Origin of the sequence: Kitasatospora sp. NPDC094019 (assembly GCF_044764505.1) — a bacterium.
GTDB lineage: Bacteria > Actinomycetota > Actinomycetes > Streptomycetales > Streptomycetaceae > Kitasatospora.
In genome coordinates this window covers 26,956-39,281 of record NZ_JBIWIF010000028.1, presented here as the reverse complement: position 1 = coordinate 39,281, position 12,326 = coordinate 26,956, and the positions used below count along the sequence as shown (strand labels likewise).

General features: G+C 73.5%; 15 protein-coding genes. 5 read left to right on the top strand and 10 right to left on the bottom strand.

The features are described from left to right. Positions 1-27: 27 nt before the first annotated feature. Entirely contained in the window at positions 28-468 is a 441-nt protein-coding gene (dtd, locus tag ACIQ9P_RS36655) for a D-aminoacyl-tRNA deacylase (protein WP_402366053.1), read from the top strand. A 79-nt stretch (positions 469-547) separates the two neighbouring features. On the opposite strand, the gene ACIQ9P_RS36650 is transcribed toward dtd, so the two are convergent. From ACIQ9P_RS36650 to ACIQ9P_RS36640, 3 genes are all read right to left on the bottom strand, one after another. Beyond that, a complete protein-coding gene (locus ACIQ9P_RS36650) occupies positions 548-1,510 on the bottom strand; it encodes a YgfZ/GcvT domain-containing protein (protein WP_402366120.1) in 963 nt (320 codons plus the stop codon). Between the two features lie 19 nt (positions 1,511-1,529). Then, positions 1,530-1,994 (bottom strand): Fur family transcriptional regulator, encoded by a 465-nt coding sequence (locus ACIQ9P_RS36645; RefSeq protein WP_402366051.1) that lies wholly within the window; start codon positions 1,992-1,994, stop codon positions 1,530-1,532. Between the two features lie 115 nt (positions 1,995-2,109). Next, positions 2,110-2,712, bottom strand: a complete 603-nt coding sequence (locus tag ACIQ9P_RS36640) for an FABP family protein (protein ID WP_402366049.1) — start codon at positions 2,710-2,712, stop codon at positions 2,110-2,112. A gap of 323 nt (positions 2,713-3,035) precedes the next feature. Here ACIQ9P_RS36640 and ACIQ9P_RS36635 point away from each other — a divergent pair, with 323 nt between their 5' ends. Continuing rightward, positions 3,036-3,398 carry a DsrE family protein gene (locus ACIQ9P_RS36635; RefSeq protein ID WP_402366047.1) on the top strand — a complete coding sequence of 121 codons (363 nt, stop codon included), beginning with the start codon at positions 3,036-3,038 and terminating at the stop codon, positions 3,396-3,398. Here ACIQ9P_RS36635 and ACIQ9P_RS36630 read toward each other — a convergent pair. The 7 genes from ACIQ9P_RS36630 to ACIQ9P_RS36600 form a co-directional block, all read right to left on the bottom strand. Further along, positions 3,392-3,712, bottom strand: a complete 321-nt coding sequence (locus ACIQ9P_RS36630; RefSeq protein WP_402366045.1) for a DUF3099 domain-containing protein — start codon at positions 3,710-3,712, stop codon at positions 3,392-3,394. The two genes, ACIQ9P_RS36635 and ACIQ9P_RS36630, sit on opposite strands and share 7 nt — an antisense overlap. Positions 3,713-3,781: 69 nt before the next feature. Beyond that, positions 3,782-4,072 (bottom strand): DUF1416 domain-containing protein, encoded by a 291-nt coding sequence (locus ACIQ9P_RS36625; RefSeq protein WP_030397542.1) that lies wholly within the window; start codon positions 4,070-4,072, stop codon positions 3,782-3,784. A 40-nt stretch (positions 4,073-4,112) separates the two neighbouring features. Further along, entirely contained in the window at positions 4,113-4,946 is an 834-nt protein-coding gene (locus ACIQ9P_RS36620; protein ID WP_402366042.1) for a sulfurtransferase, read from the bottom strand. A 254-nt stretch (positions 4,947-5,200) separates the two neighbouring features. Beyond that, entirely contained in the window at positions 5,201-5,281 is an 81-nt protein-coding gene (locus ACIQ9P_RS36615) for a putative leader peptide (protein WP_396325443.1), read from the bottom strand. A 225-nt stretch (positions 5,282-5,506) separates the two neighbouring features. Continuing rightward, complete coding sequence (locus ACIQ9P_RS36610) at positions 5,507-6,223, bottom strand: DUF2993 domain-containing protein (RefSeq protein WP_402366040.1); 717 nt, start codon at positions 6,221-6,223, stop codon at positions 5,507-5,509. A 207-nt stretch (positions 6,224-6,430) separates the two neighbouring features. Further along, a complete protein-coding gene (locus ACIQ9P_RS36605) occupies positions 6,431-8,083 on the bottom strand; it encodes a hypothetical protein (protein WP_402366038.1) in 1,653 nt (550 codons plus the stop codon). 5 nt (positions 8,084-8,088) lie between these two features. Beyond that, on the bottom strand, positions 8,089-8,388 hold the full coding sequence (locus ACIQ9P_RS36600; protein WP_402366036.1) for a MoaD/ThiS family protein: 300 nt from the start codon (positions 8,386-8,388) through the stop codon (positions 8,089-8,091). Between the two features lie 684 nt (positions 8,389-9,072). On the opposite strand from ACIQ9P_RS36600, the gene ACIQ9P_RS36595 reads away from it, so the two are divergent. From ACIQ9P_RS36595 to ACIQ9P_RS36585, 3 genes are all read left to right on the top strand, one after another. Then, a complete protein-coding gene (locus ACIQ9P_RS36595; protein WP_402366034.1) occupies positions 9,073-9,807 on the top strand; it encodes a response regulator transcription factor in 735 nt (244 codons plus the stop codon). A gap of 147 nt (positions 9,808-9,954) precedes the next feature. Continuing rightward, on the top strand, positions 9,955-11,001 hold the full coding sequence (locus ACIQ9P_RS36590) for a LacI family DNA-binding transcriptional regulator (RefSeq protein WP_402366032.1): 1,047 nt from the start codon (positions 9,955-9,957) through the stop codon (positions 10,999-11,001). Between the two features lie 106 nt (positions 11,002-11,107). Continuing rightward, positions 11,108-12,304, top strand: a complete 1,197-nt coding sequence (locus ACIQ9P_RS36585) for a S1C family serine protease (protein WP_402366030.1) — start codon at positions 11,108-11,110, stop codon at positions 12,302-12,304. Positions 12,305-12,326 lie beyond the last annotated feature (22 nt).

Sequence of the window (12,326 nt, the reverse complement as noted above, 5' to 3'; positions counted from 1 at the left end):
CCCCACCGCCTCCGGCACAATGACCGCATGCGAGCAGTGGTGCAGCGAGTGAGCGAGGCCCGGGTCACGGTCGCCGGGGAGACCGTCGGCGCGATCGAGGGGCCCGGGCTCTGCGCCCTGGTCGGCGTCACCCATGACGACACCCCCGCCAAGGCGGCCCAGCTCGCCCGCAAGCTCTGGACCCTGCGGCTGCTGCCCGCCGGCGCGGACGGCGTCGAGCGGTCGTGCTCGGACATCGCGGCGCCGCTGCTGGTCATCAGCCAGTTCACGCTCTACGGCGACGCCCGCAAGGGCCGCCGGCCCACCTGGAACGCCGCCGCGCCCGGCCCCGTCGCCGAGCCGCTGGTGGACGAGGTGGTCGCCCAGTTGCGCGCGCTCGGCGCCGAGGTCGGGACCGGGCGGTTCGGCGCCGACATGAAGGTGGCGCTGGTGAACGACGGCCCGTTCACCGTCCTGGTCGAGGTCTGAAGGCCCGAGGCCCGACGGTCCCGCGGGGCCGGACCCCGCCGGACCTCCGCCGGACCCGCCGCACCCCGCCGGGCCCGCGCTACTGCGGGACGATCACGTCCTGCGTCCCCGGCACCGTGCCGGCCAGCAGCACCGCGTCCACCGGCACGTTCCGCTTCACGACCGCCAGCGCGACCGGCCCGAGCTCGTGGTGGCGCGCCGAGGAGGTCACGAAGCCCAGCGCCCGCCCGTCCGGGTCCGAGGCGAGCCGCACCTCGGTCCCGTGCGGGGGCAGCACCTCCTCGGTGCCGTCCAGGTGCAGGAAGACCAGCCGGCGCGGCGGCCGCCCCAGGTTGTGCACCCGGGCCACCGTCTCCTGGCCCCGGTAGCAGCCCTTCTGCAGGTGGACGGCGGTGCCCAGCCAGTCCACCTCGTGCGGGATGGTCCGGTGGTCGGTCTCGAAGCCGAGCCGCGGCCGGTGGCCCTCGATCCGCAGCGCCTCGTACGCCCAGACACCGGCCGCCGGGCCGTAGCCCGCGGTCAGCCCGGCCAGTTCGGCCCGGGGCAGGAAGAGGTCCCGCCCGTGGGTCAGCTCGCGGACGGCGGCCGCGCCCTCGGCGGAGGCGGTCGAGCCGGCCGGCAGGTGGACCACCGCGTAGTCGGCGGTCGCGTCGACCACCTCGACCCGGTAGAAGAACTTCATGCTCTCCAGGTAGGCGATCAGCGCCTGCTGGGTGCCCGGTTCGACGTGCGCCCAGGTGGTGGTGCCGTCGTCGACCAGGTAGAGGGCGTGCTCGACGTGCCCGTTCGGGGACAGCACCAGCGCCTCGGTGGCCTGCCCCGAGGGCAGCGCGCTGACGTGCTGGGTGAGCAGCAGGTGCAGCCAGGTCAGCCGGTCGTCGCCGGTGACGGTGAGCACGCCGCGGTGCGAGAGGTCGACGAAGCCCGTCCCCCGGGCGAGGTCGCGTTGCTCGCGGAAGAGGTCGCCGTAATGGGCGGCGACGCCCTCGTCGGCTCCCTCGGCGGCAACGGCTCCGGGCAACGCAAGCAGCGGACTCTTCAGACCGGTCATACCGGCAAGCTTACGACCGCTCGGCGGCGCGCTTCGCGGAGCAGTCGGCGCAGCGGCCGAAGATGGCGAAATGCTTGAGGTCGGTGTCGAAGCCGTGCGCGGCGCGCAGGCTGTCGATCAGCGGCTGGGCGATCTCGGTGCCGGTCTCGGTGACCTGCTCGCAGTCCCGGCAGACCAGGTGCAGATGGTGGTGGCGGCCGGCCAGGTGGTAGGTCGGGGCGCCGTGGCCGAGGTGGGCGTGCGAGACCAGGCCGAGTTCCTCCAGCAGCTCCAGGGTCCGGTAGACGGTGGAGATGTTGACGCCGCTGGCGGTCCGCCGGACGTGGCAGAGGATGTCGTCCGGGGTGGCGTGGTCGAGCGCGTCGACCGCCTCCAGGACGAGCTGGCGCTGCGGGGTGAGCCGGTAGCCGCGTTCGCGCAGGTCGGCCTTCCAGTCGCCGGAGAGCTGCCAGTCGGTGGTGCCGGTGTCCGCCACGGTCCTGTTCCCTGCCAAACGTCGGGGGTCCTGGAACAAGTGTAGGGACCGGCCGACGGGCCGGTCCCTGCACCTGTATCCGTACCTGTGCGCCGCGACGGGCGCCGCGCGCTTCCTACTTGAAGAACGCGATGCCGTCGTCCGGCAGGTCGTTGATGTCCTTGATCAGCTGAGCCGGCGAGAGCACCTTCTTCAGCTGGGCGGACATGTACGGACGCAGCGGGACGTTCGGGGCGGCCTTCTCGCCGACCCAGAGCAGTTCCTCGTTGACGAAGCCGTAGAGCCGCTTGCCGCCCGAGTACTCCGGCGAGCCCTCGATCCGGGCCACCGCGTCGGTGGAGACGTCGATCTGCGGCTTGCCGTCGGCCAGCTCGCCGTACCAGATCTCCACCGTGCCGTCGTCGCGGACGGAGGAGATCTCGATCCCGCGGGCACCGCTGGCGCCGTGCTGGTTGCTGGTGACACGCCAGAAGGCGTGCTCGTTCTCCAGCGGACGGACCTTCTCGCCCTCGTTGTCCAGCACCCAGGTGCGGGAGCGGAACTCCAGGAAGGGCCGTCCGTCGTGGCGGATGACGATCTCCTGGCCGAAGTTGCACTTCTCGGTGTCCTGGCCGTCCGCGCCCGGCAGGGGGGCGTAGACGCCCGCGCCCTCCCAGGTGCCGAGGAGGAAGGCCAGCGGGACGACGTCCTTGTGGAGGTCAGAGGGGATCTCGATCATGTTCCTGGTCGCTGTCGTCGGTGCGGGATCACTTCAACCGTACGGCAGTCGCTCAGCGCTGGCCCTGGTACAGCTTCATCACCGAGAAGACGGCGAACCAGGTGATCAGCACGGCCATGAGGGCCAGCAGACCGTCGAAGAAGATTTCCAGACCGGACACGGGGGGCTCCCAGGGCGGCGACAGTGTGTGGATTTTGCTGCCGCTCACTCTATCCGGAGGGCACCGACGGGTCTCGGTGAGCCCCACCACCTCGGCGGTTCAGGGCGCGTCCCGCGGATCACCGCCGGGGCCGTGACGCCGGGGCACGCCCTAGTGTGGCGGCATGTCGAAGAAGCTGGTCATCAAGGTCACCGCCGGAGCGGACGCGCCGGAGCGGTGCTCGCAGGCGTTCACGGTGGCGGCGGTCGCCGTCGCCAGCGGGGTCGAGGTCTCGCTCTGGCTGACCGGGGAGTCGGCCTGGTTCGCCCTGCCCGGGCGCGCGGCCGAGTTCGAGCTGCCGCACGCGGCGCCGCTGCCGGAGCTGCTGGAGTCGGTCCTGGCGGCCGGCACGGTCACCCTCTGCACCCAGTGCGCGGTGCGGCGCGGGATCGAGCAGAAGGACACCGTCGCGGGTGTCCGGATCGCGGGCGCCCAGGTCTTCGTCAGCGAGATCATGGCCGACGGCGTGCAGGCGCTCGTCTACTGATCCCCGCGCGGGTCGCCGCGGTCGGGGCGGTCCGGACGGTTTCCCCCGGGACGGTCCCGGTCCGGGCGGTCCCGGTCGTGGCCGGGCTCGTCCCACTTCGGGTCCTCCCAGCGCGGGTCGTTCCACCAGTCGTCCTCGGGGTCCCGCTTGTTGGCGAAGACCGCGGCGGCGGGCGGGATCACCATCGCGACCACGCACATGCCGATCGCGGCCGGGACGGACCAGAACCGCACGACGCCCCAGGCCAGCACGAACAGCCCGAGGCAGACGCCCATCATGGCGAAGTAGTAGCGGTGTCGCCGGCGTGCCTGCACCAGTCCACGGTATGCCCGAGGGCCCCCGCGTGGCAGGGGCCCTCGGTGACGCCGATCCGTCGTGGACGGTCAGACCGCGATCGCGACCTCGGTCAGGTTGCCCTGGGAGGCGACCACCTGGCGGTCCACGGTCTGGCCCGGGATGAGCGCCCGCAGGGTCCACTTGCCCGGGCGGGCGAAGAACCGGAACTGGCCGGTCGCCGAGGTGGGGACCTCCGCCGTGAACTCGCCGCCCTCGTCGAGCAGCCGGACGTAGCCGTTGACCGGCTCGCCGTCGCGGGTCACGGAACCCTGGATGATCGTCTCGTTCGCCACGTCAACTCCTGCCAGGTCCGGCCCACCGGCCTTCGCACCGCACATGTCTTGTCTTCCCTTCAGCCTTACGGGTGGAGCGGGCGGCTCAGTTGCCGAGCTCGATCGGCACGCCGACGAGGCTGCCGTACTCGGTCCAGGAACCGTCGTAGTTCTTGACGTTCTCCTGGCCGAGCAGCTCGTGCAGGACGAACCAGGTGAGCGCGGAGCGCTCGCCGATGCGGCAGTAGGCGATGGTGTCCTTCGCCAGGTCGATGCCCTCGGCCTCGTACAGGGCCTTGAGCTCGTCGTCGCTCTTGAAGGTGCCGTCGTCGTTGGCGTTCTTCGCCCACGGGATGTTGCGCGCGGACGGCACGTGGCCGGGGCGCTGCGACTGCTCCTGCGGGAGGTGGGCCGGGGCGAGCAGCTTGCCGGAGAACTCGTCGGGCGAACGGACGTCGACCAGGTTCAGGGTGCCGATGGCGGCGATCACGTCGTCGCGGAAGGCGCGGATCGACGAGTCGACGGCCTGCGCGGTGTACGCGGTCGCGGCGCGCTGCGGCACCTCGGAGACCAGGTCGCGGGAGTCGAGCTCCCACTTCTTGCGGCCGCCGTCGAGCAGGCGGACGTCACCGTGGCCGTACAGCTTGAAGTACCAGTAGGCGTAGGAGGCGAACCAGTTGTTGTTGCCGCCGTAGAGCACCACGGTGTCGTCGTTGGCGATGCCCTTGGCGCTGAGCAGCGCCTCGAAGCCGGCCTGGTCGATGAAGTCGCGGCGGACCGGGTCCTGGAGGTCGGACTTCCAGTCGATCCGGACGGCGTTGCGGATGTGGTTCTTGTCGTACGCGGAGGTGTCCTCGTCGACCTCGACGATGACGACCTTCGGGTCGTCCAGGCGGGCCTGGACCCAGTCTGCGTCGACCAGGACGTCGCTGCGGCTCATGGTGGTGTTCTCCATCCGGGGGCGGTTGGCGGAAGGTGGTGCTGGTGGCTGCTTCGGGTGCTGCGGCGCAGCGGGGGTGCGGTCGCCCGTCGGACACCGGTCCGAATTCCTGTCCGAATGATGGGACATACGGCGGCTCACGGTACGAGCGGGCGGGGAGATGCGGTGCGGGCGGCCGCGCCCGGCCCGAGGGGCCGGCACAGGTCACCGGAGAAATCGGCGGCGGGCGGCAACTGCCCCACCAGGACGCCGAGTCAGCGCATTCGACACAGACAGGCGGCCACGCGGCACAGGTCTACCGCCCGCCGCTTCGTGAGGTCCGTCCGTCGCTTCATGCCGACGATGCTAGGGACACCCGAGGCCCGCTGTCATCAGCGTATCGAATACCGAGACCAGATGGCTCGAATGTTGGGATTTGACCCTTCCATGGGCGTCGGGAACCGGCCACGGCCCGGACGACGGCGCCCCGGGAGCCGGTCCGGGGGCGGGAACAGCACCGCTCCGCGGCCGGCGCTGGACAGCCTGTCTCGCGGAGCGGAACGGTGGACGGCGGGGGCCGGTCAGCCGATGAGCTTGACGTCCTTGCCCTCGAAGGACAGCCGGAAGCCGTCCTCCTGCGGCGCCACCGAGGCGAGGTTCAGACCGGCGGGCAGGGCCGCGAGGGTGAAGCTGATCGGGTCGATGGCCTGGTCCGAGAGCCCGGCCAGCAGCGAGGCCATCGAGCTCAGCCGGAAGCCGTCCACCGTCACGGTGTTGCCCTTGTTGTGCACCGACGCCTCACCGACCGGGAACGGCCCGAGCGAAGCCTTGACCTTGCCCGGCCCGCCGTAGGAGAGGCTCAGCCTGGTGTTGGCGCCCAGCGAGAGCCGACCCGCGTTCGGCACCAGCTCCGAGGCGGGCGGCAGCAGCCGCGACAGGTCCGCGTAGTCGATCAGACCGGACCCGGACCCCGTGTCCACGGTGGCGCTGCTCATGTTGTCGCTGACCTCGACACCGGAGAGCTTCGCCGCGAAGGAGTGCAGCGCGACCTTGTCCTTGCCCTCGCCGACGGTCAGGCCGTCCGCGGAGATCCGCACGTCGTCCAGCTTCTGCGAGACGACCTGGGTGAGGAACGGGAAGCCCTCGATCGACACATGCGGCTTCTGGCTCATCCGGCCGCTCTTCAGGATCTGGTCGGCCGCCTCGTCCTCGGCGACCCCCACGGCGATCCGGTCGGCGCCCACCAGCACCCCCGAGAGCACCACCAGGCCGATGGTCGCCTTCAGCCAGCCGCGCATCGCTCTCCCCCGTCGTCGCCGGTCGCTGTCGTTCGCTGTCGTTCGCTGCGGTGCGCCGTCCCCTCGCCGCCTTCGTACGACGGCCGGTCCGCACGCGGCGGACCCGGGTAGTCCGGTACGACCGCTCCGCACGACCGTACGACGTCCCGCCCCGGAGCATGGTTCCGGGACGGGACGTCGTAGGGAAGGCCGCCGTGGCGGCGGCGGTCAGCCGAGCAGGTCCGTGGCGATCCACACCAGCGGCGCCGACACCGCGAGCGGCAGCGCCACGCCCGCCGTCATGTGCACGAACCGGGACGGGAAGTCGTACCCCGCCACCCGGCGGCCGATCAGCGCGCCGAGGCCGGCCGCCGCGCCCAGGGCCGGCGGGGCGCCGACCGCGAGACCGAGACCCACCGCCGCGAGCAGCCCCAGCAGCGGGCCCAGCCACTTCGGGCCGGGCAGCGGCGCGGCCGCCAGCAGCGTCGCCAGCGCGACCGCGCCGACCGCCGCCGGCACCCATTCGGCCAGCAGGAACGCCGTGCAGAGCGCCGTCACCACGGTCGCCGAACCGAGCACGGTGAGCGCGTAGAAGCGCTCCTTCGGATCGGCCGGCCGGAACGTCTGCAGCACCATGACCAGCAGGAAGAACCCGCCGAGCGTGCCGACCACCGCCGCGATGCCGCCGTCCGCGTCGGCCAGCAGCACCGCCACGTCGGCCACCGCACCGGACAGCGCGGCCAGCGCGATGCCCTGCCGGGCCGGCCACATGCCGTTCAGCCGGAACCAGCCGGCCGCCGTCAGGCCCTGGAGCAGCACCAGCACCAGGGCGAGCGGGATCTGGCCGAGTGCCGCGCCGCCGGCCAGCAGGGCGGCGGCACCGGCGGTGATCAGAGCCGGTCGGAGGCCGGGGTCGTTGATCGGCGAACCGGTCCGGACGACGGGCGGCGCCGGAGCCGGCACGGGGGCCGGAGCCGGACCGGCCGGGACCGGCGCCGGGGCGGTGAACGGCACGGCCGGAGCCGCGGGGACGCCGCGGCCGCCGGGCGCCGGGTGCGCGTTCTGGGCGGCTCGGGCCGCCCTGGCCGCACGGGCGGCGGCCGGATCGGTCAGCACCGGGGCCGGCGGCTCCGGGAGCTTCAGGGTCATGGTCGGCTGGTCGAGCGACTGCCCCTGGTCCGGCACGGGCGACTGCGCGTGGGCCGGGGCGTGGCCCTGCGACTGCGCGTGGGCCGGGGCGTGGCCCTGCGACTGCGCGTGGGCCTGCGCCGGGCCCTGCGGCTGCGCGTGGGCCGGGGCACGGCCCGGGTGGTGGGGCTGCGCCGGAGCCTGCCCGTACGGGCCGGCCGCCGGGGCCTGGCCCTGCGGCCTGCCGTGCCGGGCCCGCGGCTGGGCACCTGGCGCACCCGGAACGCCCGGCGGCACCGCGCCGGACACCCGCACCGGCGGGAGCAGCGCCGTCGCGGCGTCGTCCTGCGGCGGCACCGGCGGGAGCAGCGCCGTCGCGGCGTCGTCCACGGCCGGAGCACCACCCGGCCCCGCCCCGTACGGCGGCTGCCCATAGCCCTGCTGCCCGTACGGCTGCTGTCCGTAAGACTGCTGCCCGTACGCCTGCTGCTGCGGGTACCCCGGCGGCTGGCCCGACGGTCCGCCGTACGGCGGCGCGCCCGCCCCGGGGGCGTGCGGCTGCGCCGCGAGCCCCTGCTGCGCATAAGGATCCGGCGCGTGCCCCTGCTGCGGGGCGTACGGATACGGCGGCTGCTGGGGGTGGTACCCCTGCGGCGGCTGCTGGTCCTGCTGCGGCTGCCCGTACGGGTACTGCGGTTGCTGCGGCTGCTGCCGCCGCGGCGGGCCCTCGGGGGCCCCGTTCGTCCCGGTCACGCCGCTCACCCGCCCGCGAACGGCGGGAGGACCTCGACGCTGCCGCCCTCGCTGAGCGCCACCGTCGCGTGGTCACGGCCACCCACCGGCGAACCGTCCACCAGGTAGGAGCAGTGGCCGAGCAGCAGGACCAGCTTCGGCCGGTCGGCGTGCCGCTCCTTTGCCTGCGCCAGCGCCTCGGCCAGGGTCGCCGCCAGGTACGGCTCCTCGGCCAACCCGGCCTCCGACTTCGCCGCCGCCCAGTAGCGGATCGTTCCGCTCACCCGAACGGCGGCCGCCGGGTCGTGCCCGGTGGTCGCGCCCATGGCAACCCCTTCTCGTCGTCCTCGCCCGTTCCCGGGTACCCCGGGCCGGGTCCACCACCGGAGGCGGCCGCGCCTCGCCCGAAAGGTGTACGCGCACCGGGCCGCCGATGTGCGTCCCATGATGTCGTGTTCGCCCGCGCGAGCGGCAATCGCCCTGGCCCGGCGCCCGGCGGCGCCGTCGCGAAGCTGTGTCGGGGCTCACCCGGGGCGCGCCCGAAAAGGGCCGAACCGCCGGTCCGGGGCCCTCCCGGCCCGCGGACCGGTCGGCTATCCTCGACCCCTGAGGGATCCGGGCAGAGTCGCCCCCGGGTCCTTTTGTGCTTTCAGGACGCCAGTACGGACGTTCGTGCGAATCGTCGGCCCACCCCCGACGGTCCGCGGGAACCGCCCCCGCCGCACACGGCACAACGACGTGCCGTTCCCGGCAGGGGCGTCGGACAACCCCGGCTCCGGGCCGCCGCCCGGAACGGGCCAGGACCGGAAGGTTCGCGGGATGAACAGGGCAGAAACGGTGCATCACGGGTCGCGGGACCCCCGGCGCGCCCCCCGTTCGGCCGCCCGCGTCGGCCTGTCCTCCGGTTCCCACCGGGCGTCCCTCTCCTCCCCCTCACCAGCACGTGCGCCATCCGGCTGTGGCGGCAGCCGGAACGCGACCGCGACGACCCGGAAAGGGGACTACCGGGTATGAGTTCTCTGCTCCTCCTCACCAACGCGCTGCAGCCCTCCGCGGAGGTACTGCCCGCGCTCGGCCTGCTCCTGCACAGCGTCCGGGTGGCGCCCGCCGAGGGTGCCGCCCTGGTCGACACCCCCAGCGCCGACGTCATCCTGGTCGACGGCAGGCGCGACCTGCCGCAGATCCGCAGCCTCTGCCAGCTGCTGCGCTCCACCGGCATCGGCTCGCCGCTGATCCTGGTGGTGACCGAGGGCGGCCTGGCCGCCGTCACCGCGGAGTGGGGCATCGACGACGTCCTGCTCGACACCTCCGGCCCGGCCGAGGTCGAGGCCCGGCTGCGGCTCGCCCTCGGCCGGCTCCAGGTGACCACCGACGACAGCCCGATGGAGATCCGCAACGGCGACCTCTCGGTCGACGAGGCCACCTACTCGGCCAAGCTCAAGGGCCGGGTGCTCGACCTCACCTTCAAGGAGTTCGAGCTGCTCAAGTACCTCGCCCAGCACCCCGGCCGGGTCTTCACCCGGGCGCAGTTGCTGCAGGAGGTCTGGGGGTACGACTACTTCGGCGGCACCCGGACGGTCGACGTGCACGTCCGGCGGCTGCGGGCCAAGCTCGGCGTCGAGAACGAGGGCCTGATCGGCACCGTCCGCAACGTCGGCTACCGCTTCGTCGTCCCGGAGAAGCCCGACCGGGGCGAGCGCCCCGACCAGGCCGTCCGTCGCCCGGCGACGGTCCTGGAGAGCTGACCCGGTGGGCCGGGCGGGCCCACCCCGCACCGCCCGGCCCGGCCTGTCCGGATTCGCCCCACCCCGTCCGCCGACCACCCCCGGAACGGCCTCCGACAGGGGCGATCCCCACTGCCCGGCCGCACGCCACACGCGTAGACTCCCCCCGTGGCCAAAGTGACGCGCGACGATGTAGCCCGACTGGCTGGTACCTCGACCGCGGTCGTCAGCTACGTGATCAACAACGGGCCGAGGCCGGTCGCTCCCGCCACCCGGGAGAAGGTGCTCGCCGCGATCGAGCAGCTCGGCTACCGGCCGAACAGCGTCGCCCAGGCGATGGCCTCCCGCCGCACCAACCTCATCGGCATGGTCGTCCCGGACGCCCGCCAGCCGTTCTTCGCCGAGATGGCGCACGCCGTCGAACGGGCAGCCTCCGAGCGCGGCAAGCTGGTGCTGATCGGCAACTCCGACTACGTCGACGACCGCGAGGTCCACTACGTCCGCGCCTTCCTCGGCATGCGGGTCTCCGGTCTGATCCTGGTCAGCCAGGGCCCCTCCCAGCGGGCCGCCGAGGAGTTCGCCGCCATGGAGGGGGCGAAGGTCGTCCTGCTGCACCGCCGCCCCGAGGCGATCGACGACGTCGCCGTCGTCACCGACGACGTGGGCGGCGCCGAGACCGTCGTCCGCCACCTGCTGGAGGTGCACGGGCACCCGTACGTGGCCTGCTTCGGCGGCCCGGTCGAGTCCCCCGCCCCCGGCGACCCGGTCATCGACCACGTCGAGGGCTGGCAGCGCGCCATGGACGCGCACGGCCTGCCGACCGAACCGCACCTGATCGACGCGCCCTTCCACCGCTACGGCGCCTACGACGTCGCGCTCGGCGTGCTGCGCTCGGAGAACCGCCCGCCGGCGATCTTCTGCTCCACCGACGACCAGGCCATCGGCGTCCTGCGGGCCGCCCGTGAGGTGGGGCTGCGGGTGCCCGAGGACCTCGCCGTGGCCGGCTTCGACGACGTGCCGGAGGCCGCGCTGGCCGACCCGCCGCTGACCACCGTCGCCTCCGACCGCGACGCGATGGCCCGGGCCGCGGTGGACCTCGTCCTGGACGACTCGCTGATGGTGCCCGGATCGGACACCGAGCGGGTCCGCAAATTCCCGTCGCGGCTGGTCGTACGGCGTTCCTGCGGCTGCTCCCCGGACGGTGCCGGCGCCTGAGGCCGGTCCCGGTCTGACCAGGCTTTATGAGAAGTCAACGGGCTTCTCGGATCCTTCTGACCGCGCTCTCACCGGATTCTCATCCACCGGGCGGAGCTTGATGGCCATGAGCGATCACCAGCAGTGGCAGCACCGCACCGACGGCCCGTACGACGGACCGTCCGAGCCCCCGGCCGGGTCCCGCGAGGACCGGGTCATTCCGGGCACCGTCCTCGGCGGCAGCCGGTACGAGCGCGCCGGGTACGAGAGCACCGGTCACGAGGGCACCGGGGCCGCCGCGGCCACCGAGCACGGCAGCACCGGGTACGGCAGCGCCGCCCACCCCGCCGCCGGCACCCCGCCCCCTCCCCCGCTCCCGCCGTTCCCGCCCGAGCCGGCCGCCCCCGCCGACGGCCCCGGCCACCGCGCCCGCCGCGGCCTGCTGCGCGGACGGCTCGCCCTGGTCACCGCCGTCGCCGCGGTCGCCGCCGTGCTCGGCGGGGTCACCGGCGGCGTCGTCGCCGCCCAGGACCACGGTTCCGTGAGCCGCACCGGCACCGTGGCCAGCCCGGTCGCCGCCCGCTCCGACGGCAGCGCCGACGTCGCCGCCGTCGCCGCCGCCGTCTCCCCCAGCGTCGTCCAGATCAGCGTCCGGACCGCGAACGGCACCGCCACCGGCACCGGCGTGGTCCTCACCGCCGGGGGCCAGATCCTCACCAACTACCACGTGGTCTCCGGCGCGGCCGACGGCGGCCGGATCACCGTCACCTTCCACGACGGCTCGACCGCCACCGCCACCCTCACCGGCACCGACAAGAGCCTGGACGCCGCCGTGATCACCGCGAGCGGCGCCAAGCAGCTCACCCCGGCCGTGCTCGGCGACTCCGCCGCCGTCTCCGTCGGCGACCCGGTCGTCGCCATCGGCAACCCCGAGGGCCTCACCGGCACCGTCACCTCCGGCATCATCAGCGCCGAACACCGCGAGGTCACCGTCCAGCTCGACGAGGGCACCACCAGCGGCAACGGCGGCTTCGGCCTCCCCGACCTGCCCGGACTCCGCGGCAACACCCCGCAGAACGGCGGCAGCACCGCCACCTACCAGGCGTTCCAGACCGACGCCGCGCTCAACCCGGGCAACTCCGGCGGCCCGCTGATCAACGCCTCCGGGCAGGTCATCGGCATCAACTCGGCGATGTACTCGCCGAGCGGATCGAGCGCCACGGCCGACGGCGGCTCGGCCGGCAGCGTCGGCCTCGGCTTCGCCATCCCGATCGACGACATCAAGCAGGTGCTGCCTCAGCTGCAGTCCGGCCAGAACGTCTGACCACGCCCGACAATTGACCCGA